Source organism: Deminuibacter soli (genome assembly GCF_003412455.1).
GTDB classification, from domain to species: domain Bacteria; phylum Bacteroidota; class Bacteroidia; order Chitinophagales; family Chitinophagaceae; genus Deminuibacter; species Deminuibacter soli.
Genome location: NZ_QTJU01000003.1, coordinates 432,244 through 451,580, shown reverse-complemented (window position 1 = coordinate 451,580; position 19,337 = coordinate 432,244). Strand labels below are relative to the sequence as shown.

Here is a 19,337-nt window from a genome sequence, read left to right as displayed (position 1 = left end):
GGCTTTAAAGGCAAAGCCGTTGCCGGTGTCCCCACCGGCAATATGTACGGTGACAGAGGGAACGCGTCGGTGAGGACACCTCGCGGGCTTTAAAGGCAAGCCGTTGCCGGTGTCCCCACCGGCAATATGTACGGTGACAGAGGGAACGCTTCGGTGAGGAAACTTCGCGGGCTTTAAAGGCAAGCCGTTGCCGGTGTCCCCACCGGCAACATGTAACGGTGATGCAAGGAACACGTCGGAGAGGACACCTCGCGGGCGCATGATTCACGTCTTCCGCAGCCACTTGTTCTGTAAAATCCTTTCCAGCAGCTGTTCTTTTTCATACTTGCTGATGGGTACCTGGTACTGCTGGATGTGCAAGAGATTGCCTTCAATGGCGTCTATCTTGTTAATGGCAACCAGGTACGATTTGTGCGGCTGCGCAAATTGCTGTGCGGGCAGTTTTTCGGTGAATGCCTTCAGCGGCAGCTGCGTAATGAGCTTTTTGCCCGGAAGATACACGGCTGTGTAATTCTCCATGGCTTCCATAAACAATACATCATCGATGTTTATTTTCTGCAGCTTACCGTCTGCTTTTACAAACAGGCTGTTGTCTGCCGGGGTTATCACTGTATCCTGCTGTTTGGCTGTAAACCGCTCCCAGGCTTTGTTACAGGCTTTGAGGAAACGGTCGAAGGGAATGGGTTTTAACAGGTAGTCTGTTACATCCAAATTGAAACCGTCCACTGCATAGTCTTTATAGGCCGTGGTGATAATCACCATGGGCGGGTTGCTTACCTGTTTTAAAAAATCAATACCGGAGAGATAGGGCATTTCGATATCGAGAAACAACAGGTCGGGCTGTTGCTGTTGCAGCAGGGCATTCAGCTCCAGCGCGTTTTCGCAGGTGCCGCTGAGGGTTAAGAAATCAATGCGGGCAATATAGCCTTCCAGTCCTTTACGGGCAAATGGTTCATCGTCTGTTACAATACAGGAAAGTTTATGCATGCGTTGCAGGTTTTGGAAAAAGGGGAATAGATAATTGTACTTTAAAACAGTCGGTGGTATGCCGTACCTGGAACTGGTGCTGATTGTTATACAGCAGTGACAGCCTGCGTTTCAGGTTCTCAAGTCCTATACCGCCTTTTTTAATGGCGATACCCACATGCGGCACCCGGTTTTCTACGGTGAACTGCAGCCAGCCTTCCTTATGCGTTGCATTGATGCTGATGGGGTGCTGCCCGTCGGCGTACTTACAGGCATTTTCAATCAACGGCAACAGCAGCAGCGGGTACAGGTGTCCTTGTAGTTCCGGGTCGGTGTTAAAGGAAATGAGTGCCTTGTTCATGCGCAGCTGCTGCAGCTGTATAAAATGTTTCAGGTACTGCAGTTCTTCTGCAATGGGAACGGTTTGCTGCTGGTTGTATAGCTGGTAACGCAATAAAGATGAAAAGCCTTCAATGGTTTGTTTGGCTGCCTGCACATCTTCATCCATCTGGAAGTATACGGTGTTTAATGCGTTGAACAGGAAATGCGGGTGGTACTGCGCTTTCAGGAATTTCAGTTCAGTAGCCAGCTGGTCGTTCTTTATTTTCTCTGTTTGCAGTTGCTGCTGGATATAATTGTTGAGATACCCATTGCCGCGCAGGATAGCATAATACAACAGTATAAACAGGGTGGGGATTACGTTGGAGAGCACCACGTCTATCAGCTGCAGCCCGTTGTCGGTGACCATTTCAAAGGGTATCAGCAGCAGGTTGTTGAGCAGCAGGCTTACCAGGGTTATCACGGCAAACTCTTTCAATACCTGCATGGCAGTGAGTTTGCTGGTGGTACGGCGGTTAAACCGTGCGGCCAGTTTGCGTACAATAAAAATAGTGATGTACGAAGTGAGTATAGACATCCCTACTTCCAGTACCGTGATATGCCAGGGCCGCAGCCAGAAACGGATGCCAAACCCGGTATCGTTTACCAGGCGTATGCAGGTGTACACCAGCAGACCGTAAATGGCAGGAAAAAAATGTCGGAGCCTTACTTGCATGATGGTTAAAATTACTAAGATATAATGGCATGTGTATGTTCTGCATGCAGGTTCGCCAAAACTGCCTGTGGTGCTGTTGCCGGTTGCTGTTGCTGAGCGGGTTTTGCTGCCGCATCGGGTTTCATGCCAAACAGCAGCCTGGTGATGGCAAAGGGGCGGATAAACAGGTGGTAAATGCTGATGCTGGCCATAAAAGTAACCGCAACAATAAACCAGTATTTCATCATAATGCTTTCATGCATTGGCAGCACGTACCAGGCAATGAGTACAATGACAGTCTGGTGCAGTATAAAGAACGGGTATACCGCATTGTTTAAATAGGGCAGCAGTTTGCCGGGTTTGTTGAGGTACTGTTTGCCATAACCCAGCAGGGCGAATACCCAGGTGAATGTGATCACCGGTTTCAGTGCCAGCAGCAGGTAATGGATGGCTTCACCCATAAATGGACTGGTATGGTTCCAGGGTGCCCAATGGTTCCAGCGGAAGCAGCTTACAGCAACAAACGTAATGATACCCATGCTTAGTGAAAAGCGGCGGTTGCGTTGCAGGCTTTCCATCAGTGCAGGCTGAATAATGCAAAGAAAGCCGGCTACCAGGAATAACATCCAGTATACAAAATAACAGCCGTCGTGCACAATGTCTGCGGTTTGCGGAAAATACGGGCTGCGCCAGGCAAACCAGAGGGAAGAGGGAATCATCAGCAGGTAAATGCGTTTGTTATGTGCCAGCGCAGCCAGGCTTTTCACCAGTTTATTTTCAGGGCGCATCAGCCACGCGAATACAGGGGCCAGCAGCAGATCGTACAAAAACAAGTAGGCAATAAACCAAAGGTGATGCCAGCTGAAATTACCGTGCGGGTATGGCTGGAATTTGAATATAGACGGGTAGAAATCCCAGAAGCTGCCGGTATAGCCATTGGCGGCTCTTTCCAAATAAATCTGCGGCGGTACAATCACCAGTATGCCAAACAGCAGGGGCAATAGCAAACGGCGTACCCGCAAACCAATGAAACTGGCTGCACTGCGGTTACGCATCATGTAATAACTAACAGTGCCTGAAATAAAGAACAGCAGCGGCATGCGTATAAGGTGCATGAAAATTACAAATTCCAGCATAAGATCACTGGTTTCTTCGTTGCGCAGGTGCCAGGTTTCGCCGGTGGCAAAGGGCATGCAGGAATGAAAAAATACAACGCCGGCAATGGATGCGATGCGCAGCCAGTCGAGCCAGGTTTGTCTTGAAGCGGTTTTGGTTTGCATATATTCAATTTTACTGTAAAGAAACCCAACCCGGTCCGGCGTTAAAAAAGGAGTTGACGTATGGACGGTTTCTGGTGGTGTATGGACGGGAATGCGAAGGTTGGAAGTTTAACGTTTGAGGTTTAAAGTTGGATTGGCGAGGGTGTGAAATTTGCTGCCAATCCGTTATTTTGCGGGTATGAAACTGAAAATACTGATACCGAACGTTTTTTATACCGATATACGGGTAGGGCTGCGTTTATTTGTTGAATGCCTCGGTTGCGCCATTATTTACCAGGAACTGGAATCTGCCGATCCGTTTTGCGTGGTAGGCAGGGATGGTGTTAAACTGCACCTGATCCAGAGCGAAGAATATGCTATGAAAGACCGCCCGGAACTGCGTATTGAAACAGATGATATTGAAGCGCTGTACACACATATCCGCGACAAACACCCTGATATGTTGCACCCGAATTTGCCCGAGATAACCCTGCGGGATTGGAATGCGAAGGAGTTTGCTTTGCTGGATGAATCGCATGTGTGCGTGGTGGTGCAGCAGTGGGTGTGAATCGTGAGCCGTCAGTCGTCAGTCGTGAGTGAACTTAGCGAGTCTGTAATCGAGAGTCGAGAGTCGACACGTCGAGACTATCCTAGCGAGTCTGTGAGCGAAGCGAAATTTTAATAAAGTTCGTAATCAAGGGGTTGTGTATTATGGGTCTCGAACAACGCGCCCGAGGGATGTTATTGGTAAAAGAAGTATATGTATAAACAAAAAAAGAGCGCGCTGCGCTCTTTTTTAGTAACCATAGATCCATCTAACCATACAACCATCTCCTCAGATATCTTCTGAATCGTACACGATCACCTTGGTCCACAGCTGGGAGCATTCTTTTACAAAATTCAGGTGAATGGGATCTACCTGGTAGCTGTCCTGGTCGGCTTTGTCTTTGAAAAACAGGAGCCAGGATACGCTGTAAGAGCGGTCAATAACATCGCGGTTGGTGCTGGACGGTACGCCCACATGGCACTGCCGGATGGTTTTAACGGTAGATAGTGTTTTAAGTCCTGCGAGCAGTTTGGCTTTGTCTTCCTGGTTATCCGGGTTTTTAAGCCAGAAATATACATGGTGCACAAATACTTTGGGGTTGTTATTGGCTGCCGCTTTGGCGCCGGTTGCACCCAAACCTGCAACTGCAGTAACGGCGGCTGTTTTGGCAGAAGCAGCTATAAATTGCCTGCGTGATTTTTTAAACATAGTTAAGCAAATAGGTTTGATGATCGAGTTGTGGCACTAAGATACGGAAGAAGGATTGTTTGATGGCTTAATGGCTTTATTGTTTTATTGTTATTGTCAATGAACGTTAAACTTCAAACATTAAACTTTCAAACCTACTTCCTGATCAGCAATTCCCAGTCGGATGGTTTTTGCAGCAGGTGCAGCATTACATCGCCTGCATGCAGACTTAACCTAAAACTGCAGGGTTCCCCGTTCAGCATCAGGTGCATCACCGTAACTTCGCCCAGGTAGGCAGGTAGCTGCGGCTGGTTTAAGTATACAGTTTTGCGTATTGCGTTGATCTCGATTTTAAAACAGGATTGCAGCAGCATGAACACCACGGCGACAGACCATGCCTGCGGTGAGCAGGCCACAGGGTAGGCGGTAGGGCCTTCCTGCGCGCGGCGTTCGAAGCCGCAGTAAAGTTCGGGCATGCGTTGCAGGTCTATATACAGCGATGCTTCAAATACCGCCTGCATTATTATGGAAGCTTCACTGTTTAAATCGTACAGAGAAAAACCATAGGCGATCAGCGCATTGTCGTGCGGCCATATCGATCCGTTGTGGTAACTCATGGGGTTGTAGCGTTTCTCGGCTGCACTTAGTGTGCGGATGCCCCAGCCGGCGAAACTGTTTTTGTGCAGCAGTGTTTTGGCCAGTTTGGCGGCTTTGTCGGTATGCGCAATGCGTGTAAACAAACAATGGCCTGCGTTAGAGCTTACCACGCGGCAGGGCCGTTTCTGTGCATCCAGCGCCAGCACATAACACTGCAGTTCTTCATCCCAGAACTGTTCGTTAAAGCGCTGTTTCAGCTGGTCGGCTTCTACAAATAAAATGACCGATAAATCGGGTTCGCCCATCATGTTGGCCAGTTTGGCGGCATAACTTTTGGCGGCATACACATATCCCTGCACCTCGCATAACGCAATAGGCGCTTCGGCCAGCTCCCCATCTGCATACATCACCGAATCGAATGAATCTTTCCAGCCCTGGTTGGCCAGGCCGTTCTCTGCCTTGTTCTTGTATTCTACAAAACCATCACCGTCAATATCACCGTAATCATTGATCCAGATCAGTGCAGCTTTTATGTGCGGCCATAACAAGCGTATGAAATTGCGATCGCCTGTGCGCTCGTAATACATGCCTGCCAGCATAATAAAAAGGGGCGTGGCATCAATGGTGCCATAGTATTCCTTAAACGGAATTTCACCGGTATTGGCCATTTCGCCCAGTCTTGTTTCGTGCAGTATTTTGCCAGGCTCCGCATCTTTCTCCGGTATCAGTGCGCCGGCTTGTTTGTTGGCCAAAAACCACAATACATCCCGGCTTATCTCAGGCGCAGCCCATAAGGTTTCCATGGCGGTGATAATGCCATCCCGGCCAAAAGCAGTATTGTACCAGGGCACACCCGCATAGGGGTACATGCCATAAGTGGTTTGCGATAACAGGGAAAGCAGGTCAGATTTTGAGCGCGTAAGCCAATGGTTGAACTGTTCGTTCGAGGTTGTGATGGCGGTAAACAGCTTGCTGATTTTGCCAAACTCCTGTTGTATCGACAGCTCTGCTTCCTCAAAACTCAGCGGTGGCCTGGCATCGGCGCCTGATTTAAAGAAGATGGCATACTGTATTTCCACACGCTGCTGCGGTACCAGGCTAATGTTGAATGTAGCTCGGTTGCTGCTGATACCAGAGGGCAGCGTACCGGTAAAACTGATCTGCGCTTCGCGGGGTATATCATCCAGTCCATGGTATTGAATGGCGAGTGTGCTGGCAGTATGATGCGTGGATACCGGTGGCTTGTTTACTTTTCTTTTTACACCGCGTATTTCAAAAATATCGTTGAAGTCACCGTCGAACAATAAACTCAGTTCAAAGGAGCAGTTTTGCTCGCCGAAATGAATGCAGGTGATTTTTTCGTAGTAGGCATTGTTGCGCATAAACTGTGAGCGGGAGATGTGCACACTGTTCTCGGGTATATTGCAGCGCTGCAGGAAAGGGTTGGTTAAATCAACCGACAATATATCGTTGTTTTCCTTAATGGTGCTGCTGAGCAATAAAGGTTTTTCGTTGTTGATGAGCAATACCAGCTGGTTAATAAAACGTGTGCCTTCATGGTAAATGCCATGTACCATTTTTCCCTGCTGCTGTATATTACCCCAGCGGTCAAATATGCCGAAGCTGTCAAAATGGTTCAGTACTTTAATGCGTTCGTCTGCATTCACCGAATCGGCCGAGATGTGGTATTTATCGTCTTCTGTTGCGGGCATGGCATTGGTAAGCATAGGTAACAGTTTATTTGTCTGAAGGCAAACTGCTCCCTAAATCGTGCCTCACCCTGATTTACGCGCGCTTAAATTTTATTAATAACAGGTTGTTGACAAAAGAGCCGTTACAATCAACCTACTTTACCAGGGTACAATGTGTTTGCTGTTAACGAAGCAGGCAGCATGCGCGGGTTGCTGCGCTGTGCATTGCTGGTGAGCTGGTGGTATACCTGCACATAGTCGCGTGCCATGCGTTCAGCTGTGAATTTCTGCTCAAACACTGTGCGTATTACGCTGCGGTTTAACATGGGCAACCGTTGCAATGCGGCCACTGCTTCGCTTACATTGTTTACAATAAAACCGGTAACACCATCATCAATAATTTCGGGTACAGAACCACGGTTAAATGCAATCACCGGCGTACCGCAGCTCATGGCCTCAATTAATACCATGCCGAAGGGTTCTGACCAGTCAATCGGGAACAGCAATGCTTTGGCGTTACCAAGGAAGGCAGTCTTTTGTGTTTCATTGATTTCACCGATGTATTCTACCAGCGGGTGATCGAACAAATGGGCAATGTGTTCCCGGAAATAGCTTTCATCTGTTTTATCAATCTTGGCTGCTATTTTAATGGGCGTGTTACAGGCAATGGCAATTTCAATAGCCCTGTCTGCCCGCTTTTCGGGTGAAATACGGCCGATAAAGGCGAAGTAGTTTCCGGGCGTTGCGTGCAGGCGGTGCAGGTGACGCGGTAAACCATGATACACCGTTGAAATCCAGTTGGCCTGCGGCAATGGTTTACGCTGGCTGGCAGAAATAGAGACCACTTTCTGCTTACGGAAATGATTGTACAAAGGTTGCAGGTCGGGTATATCAAGCCTGCCGTGTAACGTGGTAATGCAGGGTTGGGCACATTGTGCCGAAAACGGGAAGTGCAGGAAATCGGTATGAAAATGCAGGATATCAAATTCATGGCTGCGGTTAATTACCTGCTGCATCTGCAATATATGGTGCGCCATGGGATCAATGCAGTGCGGGTTTAAACGCAGTGCTTCGGGTACAGTGGCGACCAGCCGTGCGGCGGTAATTGAATCGCCCGATGCAAACAGGGTCACTTCATGCCCCTGCTTCACGAGTTCTTCCGTTAAGTAATGAATAACGCGTTCAGTGCCGCCATACAAGCGGGGTGGCACTGCTTCATACAGTGGTGCAATCTGTGCTATTTTCATAAGGATACAAGTATGTTCAACACCTGTAAAGCAATGGGTATGCCATGCACTATAATCCGTTGATTGTTAGTAAGCACACAAGAATGCCCAACAAAAAGGCAGGTTGCGCCCACCCGGCGGGGTGATGGTTTTGTTACCCGTTTGAGGAAAAACCGGGAAATAAAGTCATGCCCCCGTCAACAAAAAGGGTGATGCCATTTACGTAATCACTCTCATCGCTGGCCAGCCATACTGCTGCTTTACCAATGTCGCTGGTTTCGCCGATGCGTTGATAGGGAATCAGCCCCAGCAGTTTTTCAGCTGCTTCAGGTGTATCCCAGGCTTCTTTATTGATGTCTGTTTTAATGGCACCGGGTGCAATGCTGTTGATGCGTATTTTCTGCGGTGCAAATTCCTGCGACAATGTTTGCATCAGCATTTTAATGCCGCCCTTGCTGGCTGCATAATTTGCATGGCCTGCCCAGGGAATCAGTTCATGCACGCTGCTCATGCAAATGATTTTACCTGCTGCAGCAGACCGCTGCGGTTGTACACCGCGTTTGAGAAATTCTTTAATGGCTTCCCGTGCGCAAAGGAACTGGCCTGTTAAATTTACGCCGATCACTTTGTTCCATTGTTCAAGCGTCATTTCTGTAAAAGGTGCATCCTGCTGCAGGCCTGCATTGCTCACCAGTATATCAATGGTACCATGTTGGGCAATGCTGCTGGCGAACATGCGCTGCACTTCCTCTTCTTTACTTACATCGCATTGCTCAACAGAACCTTTGCCGCCTGCAGCAATGATCTTTTGCAATACAGCTGTTGCTGTGTCTTTACTTTTGGCAGAAGAGTGATTGATGATAACAGTTGCCCCTGCTGCTGCCAGCGCCAGTGCCACGCCCTCGCCAATACCCCTGTCTGCCCCTGTTACCATTGCTACCTGGTTGTGTAATGTTGCCATATGTTATGGTTGTGAAAGCAATACAAGCGTGGGTGGAAAAGGTTGGCATCACCCTTGCACCATTAGCTGCAAAAGGATAATCTATGTCAGACATCACAACAAAAACAGCATTGCGCAACGATTATACGCCGGGGCCATTTACCGCTTCATTTAAGAAAGATACAGACCTGTTCTACACTTCTTTCTTTCATGAAGCAAGACTGGGAGAGGATGAGCGCATTCAGTTCACCGGCCGCATACTGGCGGTTATGTTGCACCCGCAGCACGGAACAGTGGTATTTTATCTACAGAACAATGATGGGAAATGGGTGCCTGATAATAATACAGACACAGGTATAGAGCCCGATCTGCTGGATTGGTGCAATGAACAGATCAGTAAACACCTGTCTTGATAAAAGCTGTATGAAATGCACAGGCAGTGCAGCTGCCTGTGCATTTGTATGCGAATGCTTAGTGCGAACTGATCGAGAATACAATCCTTTCTTTCTTCTTATCCTGCCTGCATGGTTTTTCACGGGTATAATGAAATCCTGATTCCGGTTCTTCATTATACGACACATCTGTTAAAAACAGGTCCACCGCATTTTGTGCAGAGTGCATGCTGGCATAGCCTTCGGCCACAACAATGGATTTTGATCTTTCCGGAAAATAAATCCGTTGCTTCATAATAGTTGATTTTGGAAGGATGGTGAGTAATAGGTGAAGTGCGTGATAACCATGTACCTTATTCGTCGTCCTTTTCGTTCAGTGCCTGGTAATTGATGTCATTTTCTGCAATGCTGGTTAACAGTTCGTCTGCTTCTTTTTCTTCATCCAGTGTTTGTGCCAGCAGGTTGGCCACTTCAGCATAGCCCAGTGTTTTGGCCAGCTGGTGCATGCCGCCATAGGTAGCTATTTCATAATGTTCGGCTTTCTGCCCTGCGAAAATGAGGCCTACATCGCGTTGTGCGGTGCCTTCATCTGTTTCATCAATAATGTCTTCGCCTTCATCGGTAATGCCTGCCATAGCTGCGCATTTTAATGCCTGTGGTTCTTCGTTAACCAGTTCAAATATGCTTTCGAGCCGCGATACATGGGTTTCGGTCTGTATCTGGTGACTGTGAAAAGCTTCTTTGAGTTTGGCGGTGGTGGCGGCTTCTTCGAGCTTGGGCAGTGTTTTTACGAGCTTTTTCTCGGCCCAGTAAATATCCTGCAACTGTTTCACAAAAAAAGTATGCAGCTTTGAATCTGCATGTATGGTAGAGCTGGTTTGTGTTGCCATAAACGGTGTTTTGGAACAGGTGTCACCAACATTATGCCGGAGCAGGATTACGCACAGGCGGCCTTGCGGCAGGGAAAAAAGGTGTGGAAATTACGGACAGCTGCGGCGTTTTTTCACTATACAGTTGTGTATCGAAAGCGTACAGCGCAGTGCCGGAAACGGACAGGAAACCGGCATGCTGTTCTGTTTATCTGTTTGATTATTAATATATTGTAATCTGGCCTGCTTTTTAAACCCTTTACATTGTGCTTGCGGAATGTGTGAATAACCAGCCTGTTAAATTGCCCCTTTATGTTTAAGAACTACCTGAAAATTGCACTGCGCAACCTGCGGAAGAGTAAAGCTTATGCACTGATTAATATATCCGGTCTTGCGCTGGGTATGGCTGCTGCCTTATTAATCGGGTTGTGGATATGGGATGAGGTAACGTATAACCGCAGTATCGCCAACTACCGGGATATTGTGCAGGTGTTACACAACCAGACGCATGGTGATGAAATCAACACCCGGTCATCGAATGCCTATCCGCTCGCCAGTGCATTGCGAACAAATTATGCGGCTGATTTTAAATATGTGGCCTTAAGCTCGCAGCAACGCTCCCGCTTAATGGGTGTGGGTGATAAGCAGGTGATGACAAAAGGGTATTTTGCCGAGCCGGATTTGCCGCATATTCTTTCCCTTTCTATGCAATACGGTAATGTGAATGCATTAACCGATCCTTCCTCTGTTTTAATAAGCAGTTCACTGGCCACTTCCTTATTTGGCCATGAGCCGGCATTGAATAAAACCATTAAGGTTGATAACAGGCACCTGGCAAAAGTAGCTGGTGTATTTAACGATTTTGCCCGTAACAGCAGCTTCAGTGATGTGCAGTACATGATGGCATATGCCTTTTTGCGCAGCACCGGCGAAGAAGATGATATGTCGCAGGAATGGAACTCCAACTCCTACAATATTTTCGCGCAGCTACAACCCGGCCGTGATGCGCAGCAGGTATCCAGCAAAGTAAAACACCTGCTGGAAGGGCATGGCCGTAGAGACAAACCGGAAGTGCTGCTGCACCCGATGAGCAAATGGCATTTGTACAGTGATTTCAAGAATGGTAAAAACAATGGTGGCGCCATCCAGTTTGTATGGATGTTTGGCGTTGTTGGATTGTTTATATTACTGCTGGCCTGCATTAATTTTATGAACCTGAGCACAGCCCGCTCTGAAAAACGGGCAAAGGAAGTGGGCATACGCAAAGCAGTAGGTTCATTGCGCGGGCAACTGGTAGCGCAGTTTTTAAGCGAATCTGTTTTGCTTGCCGGTATTGCTATGCTGCTGGCCTTATTAATCGCGGCGCTCGCTTTGCCCTGGTTTAACAGCATTGCCCAGAAACAAATGGCACTGCCCTGGCAGAACCCGGTATTCTGGCTGCTGCTGGCTGGTTTTACGCTGCTCACCGGTTTACTTGCCGGCAGTTACCCGGCATTTTTCCTTTCTTCTTTTCAGCCGGTTAAAGTATTAAAGGGCAGTATGCTGCAGGCCAAAAACGGTGCAATACCGCGCAAGGTGCTGGTGGTGCTGCAGTTTACCGTATCTGCCTCGCTGATTATTGCCACGCTGGTGGTGTACCAGCAAATTACCTACGTACGTAACAGGCCGGTAGGTTATTCGCGTGCAGACCTGATTAATGTGCCTATTAATGTTGAAGAATACACAGGCCATTTTGATGCCATCCGCAACGACCTGCTTCATTCGGGCGGTGTGCTGAATATGGCTGTTTCATCGAGCCCTACAACGGGGGTGTGGTCGCACCAGACCGGTTTTAACTGGCCTGGTAAAGATCCTTCACAGAACCTTTCGTTCGGGGTAGTAGGCATATCCCATGAATTTGGTAAAACCATCGGCTGGCAGTTCGTGGATGGCCGCGATTTTTCGCGTGACTTTGCTTCCGATTCTGCTGCGTTTATCCTCAATGAAGCAGCTGCCAAACTGATTGGTATGAAAGATCCGGTAAACAAAACCATTGAATATCTCTACAGCAGCTACCCGGATAAGAACTACCGCATAATTGGTGTAGTGAAAAATATGGTGATGGAATCTCCGTTTGATGATGCCAAACCGGTGATTTTTGCACTGAATTATGAATGGACAAATGTGTTTAATATTAAACTGAACACGGCTGCAGGCACAAAGGCCGCACTGGATAAAGTGGCAGCGGTGTTTAAAAAATACAGTCCTGCAACGCCTTTTGAATACAGCTTTGTAGACAGTGACTATGCTACGAAATTTGCTGCGGAAGAACGTATCAGCAGCCTGGCCACACTATTTACCGGCTTTGCTATTTTTATCAGCTGCCTTGGTTTGTTCGGGCTGGCCTCTTTCACTGCCGAGCAGCGTACCAAGGAAATAGGGGTACGCAAAGTTCTGGGCGCTTCTGTGCTGAATGTATGGTCGTTGTTGTCGAAAGATTTTCTTGCGCTTATTCTTGTATCGTTTTTTATCGCCGTACCGGTATCGTATTATTGTATGCACCGCTGGCTGCAGCAATACGATTACCGCACCACCATTTCGGTGTGGATATTTCTTATTACCATCGGCGCAGTGGTGTTCCTTACCATTGCAACCGTAAGCATGCAGGCCCTGCGTGCAGCGTATGCAAACCCCGTGAAGAGTTTGAGAAGTGAGTAGGAGCGCCGGTGAGGACACCAGCGCAGGCACAATATAAAAGATAAGGGCCGCCGGCAAAGCCGGCGGCCCTTATCTTTATTCACTATTCACCTGTATTTTATCACGCTTTCCACAAACAATCTGCAAACCACTTCTTGCGGTCGAAGAAGCGGGCTACGGGTGTAAAGCCTGATGCGAAGGCAAGATGGTCTGTTTCTTCGAGACTGTATTTTTGGGAAATTTCCATATAGATCAGTTCGTTTTCCCGGAAGCCGATCACTACGTCTTCGGCAATATGCACCTGCTGCGTGGTTTTGCTTACCAGGTAGCTTTTGCAGGCACCGGTAGAGGGGTCGTACATGGGATAATGGTCAAACTGCTGCGTATTGAAATCTGCTCCCAGCTCGCGGTTAATGCGGTGCAGCAGGTTCAGGTTAAACGCGCGGGTAATGCCCTGGCGGTCGTTGTAGGCATTTAAGATAACCTGCGGGTGCTTTTTGAGATCGAAACCGGTGAGCAGCAAATCGCCGGGCTGCAAATGTGCACGCAGGGTACGGCAGAATTGCAATGCCTCATCGGGTGTAAAGTTGCCGATATTGGCGCCCATAAACAGCACAACCTTGTTTTTGGGCGAAAGGTCTTTCGCCAGCAGCAGCATATCCATGTATTCGCCGTTTAAACCCTGTATCGACAGGCCGGGCACTTCAACCGGCAGGGTATGTTCCAGCAGGTCAATCACGTTGGAAGAAATATCGATGGGATAATACGTATAATCCCGGTGCTGTTGCTGCAATTGCTGCAGCAGGTGTATTGATTTGGTGGCATCGCCTGCACCCAGTTCAATCACATCAAATGAGCGGCAATGACGGCCCAGCACATTGCTGATTGCGGCAGACTGGTTGCTCAGTATATCCATTTCGCAGCGGGTAGGATAGTAGTCCTCGCAGCGCATAATTTCCTGGAACAGCCGGTCGCCCGTAGCGTCGTAAAAATATTTTGAATCAAGGTATTTCTGTGGTGCGCTCAGGCCCTTTATCACATCTGCATAAAACGTCGAGTGCTTCGTGCATGGTACGGTAAGCAATTCGGTAGCATTCATAGTGTTTATTTTTCTTTTCGTTTTACTCGATTTACTCATTTACTAAACGCATCGGGTGCGCAGTTGTTTGCATGGAAACAAAGTGTTCAGCTAAATCAGGGGCTACCTTAGTTCATTTTAAACAGTAACGTACAAAGGTCTGCATAAAACCTACATCGTTTTATTTCGCCAGCCTGATGCCGGTGAACTGCCAGCGCAGGTTGGGCTGAAAAAAGTTGCGGTAAGTAATACGGCTATGGTTGGGCGGTGTAACATCCGAGGCGCCGCGCAATACCATCTGGCTTACCATAAACTTACCATTGTATTCACCAATAGCGCCGGGCGCCTTGCTAAAACCGGGATAAGGCAGGTAGGCACTTTCGGTCCATTCCCATCTGCGGCCCCAGTTAAACTGCCGTGCTGCGGCTTCCCATTCAAACTCAGTAGGCAGGCGCATCTTTTTCCAGGCGGCATAGGCATTGGCTTCGTAATAGCTGATGTGCGCCACCGGCTCGTGTAACTGCAATGGCTGCAGGCCCTGCCAGGTATAACAAAACCATTCGCCATTGATGTTGTGCCAATATAACGGGGCGGTTACGTGGTTGCTTTTTACCCAGTCCCAGCCTTCGGCCAGCCAGTGCCTGAAATCGGTATAACCACCATCTTCAATAAACTGCAGGTATTCAGCATTGGTTACCTGTGCCGCGCTGATCGCATAATCCTGCAGGTATACTTTGTGGCGCGACTGCTCATTGTCGAAACAAAAACCATCGCCTGCATGCCCAATTTCGTAAATGCCGGCTTTTACCGGGATAAAGCCGCTGTGTGCGGCGGGGGCTACAGCAGGTTGTTCAAATGGGCCGTAAGCCGGGAACAACGGGTTATGACCGAGAATGTATTTGATATCGGTATACAGCAGCTCCTGGTGTTGTTCTTCGTGGTTAAGTCCGAGTACTACCAATTGCTGTAATTCAAGTGAAAGATCCTGGTTCAGCCAGCCGAGCATGGCTTCATCTACATATTCACGGTAGCGGAAAATATCTTCCACAGCAGGGCGGCTGAGGTTGCCGCGGTGGGTGCGTATAACGCGTGCGCCAACTGATTCGTAATAACTGTTGAATACATAATTATACTCTGCGTCGAACACCTCGTAGCCCGGGCAATGCGGCGACAATAAAAAGGTTTCGAAGAACCAGGTAGTATGGCCAAGGTGCCACTTGGGCGGACTGACATCTACCACGGGTTGCACCACATAATCTTCTGTCTTCAGCGGGCGGCAGATATGGATTGATCTGTCGCGCACTTTTTTGTACTCGTTTACTAATTGCATACCGTGCGTTTAATGAGCTGTTAAATAAGATTTGAGGGCTGAAATACTGTGAATATGCAATGCTGCGGTATCGCTGCGCCGCATCATCAACGCGTAGGTGTTGTTAAAGCCGATGGGTTGCATCCACTGAATATGATATTGTGCGGCAAACTGCTGCTGCACGTAGTGATACACTTTGTCTGGCTGCTGTGCCAGGCTGTCTACCGTGTTTTTTGTTGCCTGTAAAATAACCAGCAAACCGGTGCCCGTGTACTCGGGATACATATCCAGCTGACCGTTGCGCAGCGCCTCAAAACAAATTTTGGTGCCACCCAAACCTGTTTTGGTCACCACATTTAAATCCGTGTTTCCTTCTACCAGCATCTTATACATATATGCCAGTATGTAGCCGTCGCCGAATATTTTAGAACCGATGGTGATGCTGCCCTTGCTGCCCTGCCGTGGTGATTTGTATAAACCTGCTTTTGTGAGAAAATCCTTGGCTACTGCTTCAGGACTTTGTTTCAAATAATCCACCTGGTAGTTGAGGGCCGTCATCACCTGGTCGTTTATTTTACCGCTCAGGCTGTTCAGTACCGGTTCCAGTTCCGGAAATCGTGCCAACGTTTGTTCGTTAACAATAGGCGCGGCATAATAGGGCGGAAAAATATGTTTGTCGTCTTCCAGCGCAGCGAGGTCAAAAGCTTTTACACGGCCATCGGTAGTGCTGCCGCTGATCACATCCAGTTTTTTTTCATATGCTGCCTTGTACATCACCATATCGTTGATCACAAGTGTGCGCAGGTTCAGGTTATATACTTTTCTAAGTCCGAGGTTGCCATCCATACGCCCCATAAATTCGGGCGTGAAACCCGCGAGTATTTTGCCGTTGTACGTGGCCGGCAGCAGGTAAAACGAGGAGAGCGCCACCAGCGCCAGCGGCAAAATCCATACTGCCAGGCGCATTTTACGATAGTTAACACGTTGCAGCAGGGACAAAGCGCCATCAAACAGCAGCGCCAGCAAAGCAGCCGGTATGGCGCCTGCAAGAATCATGTTGGTATTGTTGAGGGCAATACCGCCAAAGATAAATTCACCCAAACCGCCTGCAGCAATGTATGCGGCCAGCGTAGCCACTCCTACATTAATTACCGTGGCAATGCGGATACCTGCCAGCAACACCGGCATGGCCAGCGGCAGCTGCACTTTGCGCAATATTTGCGCATCACTCATGCCCATGCCCCTGGCTGCTTCCAGCACGGCGGGGTTTACGCCGGTAATACCGGTAAAAGTGTTGCGGATAATGGGCAGCAGGGCATACAGCAGCAGGGCCACAATGGCAGGTTTGGGGCCTATGCCCAGTAAGGGTATCATAAAGCCCAGCAGGGCAATGCTCGGGATGGTTTGCAGCACGCCTGCCACACCCAGCACAGGGCCTGCCAGCCAGCGTTTGCGGCTGATGAGTATGCCCAGTGTTACACCAATGGCCAGTGCAATGATGAGTGAAATAAAGGTGAGGCCAATATGCACCAGCGTTTGCTCGAGCAGCTTGCCCGACTGTTGCCGTATAAATTCAAAAAAGCCCTGTTGTTCCTGCATGTATTATTGTTTTTGGGCTTTGTATTGGTTAAGGGCCGTGAACAGGGCCTCACTGGTGACGGATTTTGTTTCTCCCTGGTATTGCACAAAAAAAGCGCCGCCGGTGTTCAGTTGGTCCAGCGCATCCCAGTAGCTGGTACCGGGCTGCAGTGGTTGTGCATTGTTGCCCGGCGCGGCTGAAGGCAGCCATTGCCAGGTATCGTGTATGCGCATAATGCGCAACTCCAGCTGCAGGCGCTGCTCGCTGAAGAAATTGCGCACAAAATCATTGGCCGGGTTAAACAGCAGTGTTGCCGGCGAGCCTATTTGTGCAATGCGGCCTTCGTGCATCAGGCATATCTGCGTGCCCATAATAAAGGCTTCGTTTACATCGTGGGTTACCAGTACGATGGTTTTCTGGTGCAGTTCATCAAGCGCCATAAAGTCTTTACGCACCATACCACGGGTAATGGGGTCCAGTGCGCCGAAGGGTTCATCCATCAGTAAAATAGGCGGGTTGGCCGCCAGGGCGCGGGCGAGCCCTACGCGCTGTTGCTGGCCGCCGCTGAGCTCGCGCGGGTAAGCTTCGCTGTATTCATGGGGCGGCAGCTGCAGTTTGTGCAGCAGCTCCTCGGTACGTGCGGCGGTTTGCTGTTTGGGCCATTGCAACAGGCCCGGCACAATGGCAATGTTCTCTGCAATGGTGTAATGCGGGAACAGGCCGGTCTCCTGCAGCACATACCCCATCTGGCGGCGCAGTGCATCTGCTGGTTGCTGTAATATGTTTTGCCCGTTAATAGTAATAGTGCCGCTGCTGGGTTCTATCAGCCGGTTCAGCATACGCAGGGTAGTGGTTTTGCCGCTGCCGCTGGTGCCCAGCAATACAAGCGTTTCGCCCTTGTTTACTTCAAAGGAAATAGCATCCACCACTTTTTTCAGCGGGGTAAAATATTTAGATAGCTGGTCAACTTTTATCATTGTATTCCCGGCTTTCATAGCAACCGGACGGCATTATACGGTAAACTGTGGAATTGCTTGCACACTCTGTTGGTGAGCGGTGCTATTTATCCTCTAGTTGCAAAAAAAGGTTGTTGATGGATTCTGCATACAGCGGATGCGCAAAAATGGTTTCCCGCAATTGCTGCCAGGTAAGTTTGCCCATCATGGCCAGTTGCAGCATGGTCATTACCTCACCACCTTCAGTGCCGGCAATAGCTGCACCAATTACCTGGTTATCGGCCTTGTTCACGATGGCTTTCATCAGTCCCCTGGTTTCACCGGTTTCTATCGCACGTGCTACATGGGTCATGGGCATCGTGGTTACCCATATGTCAAATCCTTTTTCGCGTGCCTGTTTTTCCGTATATCCAATACGGCCCAGCTGCGGATCGGTAAACATGCAATAGGGCACAGGCCGGTCGTGTATGCTTACGCGCTGGTTGTTGAGCAGGTTGTGTGCAATTACAATATAATCGTTGTACGAAATATGCGTGAACGCGGGCCCGGGTTTTACATCGCCCAGCGCATAAATGCCGGGTACATTGGTTTCGAGGTATTCGTTTACTGTGATAAAACCACGCTCGTCTGTCGCTATACCGGCGGCAGCAGGATGTAATTGTTTTGTTTGCGGCGCACGGCCCGAAGCTACCAGCAGGTGGGTGCCTTCAATCTGCAGCTGGCGGCCGTTCTGCTGTACGGTGAGGTTTACTTCAGCTTCATCGGGTGCGGTCACTTTCAGCACATTGGTATTGGTAAAAATGCGGATGCCATCTTCCTGCAATGCCTGTTGAATTACATCCGCCACATCCTCGTCTTCGTGCTGCAGCAGGCGGCTGCCTCTTTCTATAATCGTGATTTCGCTGCCCAGTCTTTTAAACAGCTGCCCCAGTTCAAGACCAATATAACCTGCGCCCAGTATTACCAGGTGTGGCGGCACATAGGGTGCATCCAGCAGGGTGGTGGAGGTATAGTAAGGCGTTTGTTTTAATCCTTCAATATCGGGTATCACGGGTTGTGCGCCGGTGTTGATGAATATTTTGTCGGCCGTGTATGTTTCCTGTTCGCCCTTGCTATTGGTTACGGTAATGGTTTTGTCGCCCGTAAAGGCAGCTTCGCCAAAAACAAGGGTGAGATTGGGCGTGTGTTCCAGTCCTTTCTGCGAACCGTTCCTGAATTGCTGCACCACCTTGTCTTTACGCTCGCGTATCTGTTCAAAGTCAATGGTGTAGTTGTTTACGTAAATGCCCCATTTGTATCCATTCTGAATAATGAAGGCTTTCCGCGCATCGGCGATCATGGTTTTGGTGGGCGTACAGCCGTCATTGATACAGGTACCGCCGATCCATCTTTTTTCTACCAGCAGCGTTGTTTGCCCTGAGTTCGCCAACTTTTTTGCCAGCGGCGTACCGCCTTGTCCAGACCCGATAACCAATGCCTGAAAATGTTGCATATCCGTTTTTTGAATGAGGTTGATAATTCCCTTTGCGGGC

Annotated in this window: 17 protein-coding genes; 3 read left to right on the top strand and 14 right to left on the bottom strand. The window is 48.9% G+C overall.

Annotated features, from left to right (window positions below):
- Positions 1-264 precede the first annotated feature (264 nt).
- From DXN05_RS12125 to DXN05_RS12115, 3 genes are read right to left on the bottom strand one after another with little or no spacing between them, the layout of a single operon-like run.
- Complete coding sequence (locus tag DXN05_RS12125) at positions 265-987, bottom strand: LytR/AlgR family response regulator transcription factor (protein WP_116847503.1); 723 nt, start codon at positions 985-987, stop codon at positions 265-267.
- Positions 980-2,020 (bottom strand): sensor histidine kinase, encoded by a 1,041-nt coding sequence (locus tag DXN05_RS12120; protein WP_116847502.1) that lies wholly within the window; start codon positions 2,018-2,020, stop codon positions 980-982. The genes DXN05_RS12125 and DXN05_RS12120 overlap by 8 nt, the downstream gene beginning before the upstream one ends.
- Before the next feature lie 14 nt (positions 2,021-2,034).
- Positions 2,035-3,279, bottom strand: coding sequence for an acyltransferase family protein (locus DXN05_RS12115; RefSeq protein ID WP_116847501.1), 1,245 nt, complete (start codon positions 3,277-3,279; stop codon positions 2,035-2,037).
- Positions 3,280-3,457: 178 nt separating this feature from the next.
- Between DXN05_RS12115 and DXN05_RS12110 the strand changes: the two genes are divergently transcribed.
- Entirely contained in the window at positions 3,458-3,826 is a 369-nt protein-coding gene (locus tag DXN05_RS12110; protein WP_116847500.1) for a VOC family protein, read from the top strand.
- 267 nt (positions 3,827-4,093) lie between these two features.
- Here DXN05_RS12110 and DXN05_RS12105 read toward each other — a convergent pair whose 3' ends face one another.
- The 4 genes from DXN05_RS12105 to DXN05_RS12090 all read right to left on the bottom strand — a co-directional run bounded on the left by DXN05_RS12105 (position 4,094) and on the right by DXN05_RS12090 (position 8,967).
- Positions 4,094-4,513 (bottom strand): Dabb family protein, encoded by a 420-nt coding sequence (locus tag DXN05_RS12105; protein WP_116847499.1) that lies wholly within the window; start codon positions 4,511-4,513, stop codon positions 4,094-4,096.
- A gap of 134 nt (positions 4,514-4,647) precedes the next feature.
- Complete coding sequence (locus DXN05_RS12100; RefSeq protein ID WP_116847498.1) at positions 4,648-6,816, bottom strand: amylo-alpha-1,6-glucosidase; 2,169 nt, start codon at positions 6,814-6,816, stop codon at positions 4,648-4,650.
- Positions 6,817-6,929: 113 nt separating this feature from the next.
- Positions 6,930-8,027, bottom strand: a complete 1,098-nt coding sequence (locus DXN05_RS12095) for a glycosyltransferase family 4 protein (RefSeq protein WP_116847497.1) — start codon at positions 8,025-8,027, stop codon at positions 6,930-6,932.
- Between the two features lie 133 nt (positions 8,028-8,160).
- The gene (locus DXN05_RS12090; protein WP_116847496.1) at positions 8,161-8,967 is read right to left on the bottom strand and encodes a glucose 1-dehydrogenase; all 807 of its coding nucleotides are present in this window, start codon (positions 8,965-8,967) and stop codon (positions 8,161-8,163) included.
- 83 nt (positions 8,968-9,050) lie between these two features.
- On the opposite strand from DXN05_RS12090, the gene DXN05_RS12085 reads away from it, so the two are divergent.
- Positions 9,051-9,359 carry a hypothetical protein gene (locus DXN05_RS12085; protein WP_116847495.1) on the top strand — a complete coding sequence of 103 codons (309 nt, stop codon included), beginning with the start codon at positions 9,051-9,053 and terminating at the stop codon, positions 9,357-9,359.
- Positions 9,360-9,417: 58 nt separating this feature from the next.
- Here DXN05_RS12085 and DXN05_RS12080 read toward each other — a convergent pair whose 3' ends face one another.
- Entirely contained in the window at positions 9,418-9,633 is a 216-nt protein-coding gene (locus tag DXN05_RS12080; RefSeq protein ID WP_116847494.1) for a hypothetical protein, read from the bottom strand.
- A 58-nt stretch (positions 9,634-9,691) separates the two neighbouring features.
- The gene (locus tag DXN05_RS12075) at positions 9,692-10,228 is read right to left on the bottom strand and encodes a YciE/YciF ferroxidase family protein (RefSeq protein WP_116847493.1); all 537 of its coding nucleotides are present in this window, start codon (positions 10,226-10,228) and stop codon (positions 9,692-9,694) included.
- A 291-nt stretch (positions 10,229-10,519) separates the two neighbouring features.
- Here DXN05_RS12075 and DXN05_RS12070 point away from each other — a divergent pair, with 291 nt between their 5' ends.
- Complete coding sequence (locus DXN05_RS12070; RefSeq protein ID WP_116847492.1) at positions 10,520-12,904, top strand: ABC transporter permease; 2,385 nt, start codon at positions 10,520-10,522, stop codon at positions 12,902-12,904.
- A 100-nt stretch (positions 12,905-13,004) separates the two neighbouring features.
- Here the strand turns inward: DXN05_RS12070 and DXN05_RS12065 are convergent, their stop codons facing one another.
- The 5 genes from DXN05_RS12065 to DXN05_RS12045 form a co-directional block, all read right to left on the bottom strand.
- A complete protein-coding gene (locus DXN05_RS12065; RefSeq protein ID WP_116847491.1) occupies positions 13,005-13,982 on the bottom strand; it encodes an L-histidine N(alpha)-methyltransferase in 978 nt (325 codons plus the stop codon).
- Positions 13,983-14,142: 160 nt separating this feature from the next.
- Positions 14,143-15,291 (bottom strand): ergothioneine biosynthesis protein EgtB, encoded by a 1,149-nt coding sequence (egtB, locus tag DXN05_RS12060; RefSeq protein WP_116847490.1) that lies wholly within the window; start codon positions 15,289-15,291, stop codon positions 14,143-14,145.
- Positions 15,292-15,300: 9 nt separating this feature from the next.
- Complete coding sequence (locus tag DXN05_RS12055; protein WP_116847489.1) at positions 15,301-16,869, bottom strand: ABC transporter permease/substrate-binding protein; 1,569 nt, start codon at positions 16,867-16,869, stop codon at positions 15,301-15,303.
- A gap of 3 nt (positions 16,870-16,872) precedes the next feature.
- Positions 16,873-17,826, bottom strand: a complete 954-nt coding sequence (locus tag DXN05_RS12050) for an ABC transporter ATP-binding protein (RefSeq protein WP_116847597.1) — start codon at positions 17,824-17,826, stop codon at positions 16,873-16,875.
- A gap of 82 nt (positions 17,827-17,908) precedes the next feature.
- Positions 17,909-19,297 carry a mercuric reductase gene (locus tag DXN05_RS12045; protein ID WP_116847596.1) on the bottom strand — a complete coding sequence of 463 codons (1,389 nt, stop codon included), beginning with the start codon at positions 19,295-19,297 and terminating at the stop codon, positions 17,909-17,911.
- Positions 19,298-19,337 lie beyond the last annotated feature (40 nt).

Coding starts and splice junctions, on each gene's coding strand:
- DXN05_RS12125 (WP_116847503.1), bottom strand. CDS start 987: ATGCATAAACTTTCCTGTATTGTAACAGACGATGAACCATTTGCCCGT.
- DXN05_RS12120 (WP_116847502.1), bottom strand. CDS start 2,020: ATGCAAGTAAGGCTCCGACATTTTTTTCCTGCCATTTACGGTCTGCTG.
- DXN05_RS12115 (WP_116847501.1), bottom strand. CDS start 3,279: ATGCAAACCAAAACCGCTTCAAGACAAACCTGGCTCGACTGGCTGCGC.
- DXN05_RS12110 (WP_116847500.1), top strand. CDS start 3,458: ATGAAACTGAAAATACTGATACCGAACGTTTTTTATACCGATATACGG.
- DXN05_RS12105 (WP_116847499.1), bottom strand. CDS start 4,513: ATGTTTAAAAAATCACGCAGGCAATTTATAGCTGCTTCTGCCAAAACA.
- DXN05_RS12100 (WP_116847498.1), bottom strand. CDS start 6,816: ATGCTTACCAATGCCATGCCCGCAACAGAAGACGATAAATACCACATC.
- DXN05_RS12095 (WP_116847497.1), bottom strand. CDS start 8,027: ATGAAAATAGCACAGATTGCACCACTGTATGAAGCAGTGCCACCCCGC.
- DXN05_RS12090 (WP_116847496.1), bottom strand. CDS start 8,967: ATGGCAACATTACACAACCAGGTAGCAATGGTAACAGGGGCAGACAGG.
- DXN05_RS12085 (WP_116847495.1), top strand. CDS start 9,051: ATGTCAGACATCACAACAAAAACAGCATTGCGCAACGATTATACGCCG.
- DXN05_RS12080 (WP_116847494.1), bottom strand. CDS start 9,633: ATGAAGCAACGGATTTATTTTCCGGAAAGATCAAAATCCATTGTTGTG.
- DXN05_RS12075 (WP_116847493.1), bottom strand. CDS start 10,228: ATGGCAACACAAACCAGCTCTACCATACATGCAGATTCAAAGCTGCAT.
- DXN05_RS12070 (WP_116847492.1), top strand. CDS start 10,520: ATGTTTAAGAACTACCTGAAAATTGCACTGCGCAACCTGCGGAAGAGT.
- DXN05_RS12065 (WP_116847491.1), bottom strand. CDS start 13,982: ATGAATGCTACCGAATTGCTTACCGTACCATGCACGAAGCACTCGACG.
- egtB (WP_116847490.1), bottom strand. CDS start 15,291: ATGCAATTAGTAAACGAGTACAAAAAAGTGCGCGACAGATCAATCCAT.
- DXN05_RS12055 (WP_116847489.1), bottom strand. CDS start 16,869: ATGCAGGAACAACAGGGCTTTTTTGAATTTATACGGCAACAGTCGGGC.
- DXN05_RS12050 (WP_116847597.1), bottom strand. CDS start 17,826: ATGATAAAAGTTGACCAGCTATCTAAATATTTTACCCCGCTGAAAAAA.
- DXN05_RS12045 (WP_116847596.1), bottom strand. CDS start 19,297: ATGCAACATTTTCAGGCATTGGTTATCGGGTCTGGACAAGGCGGTACG.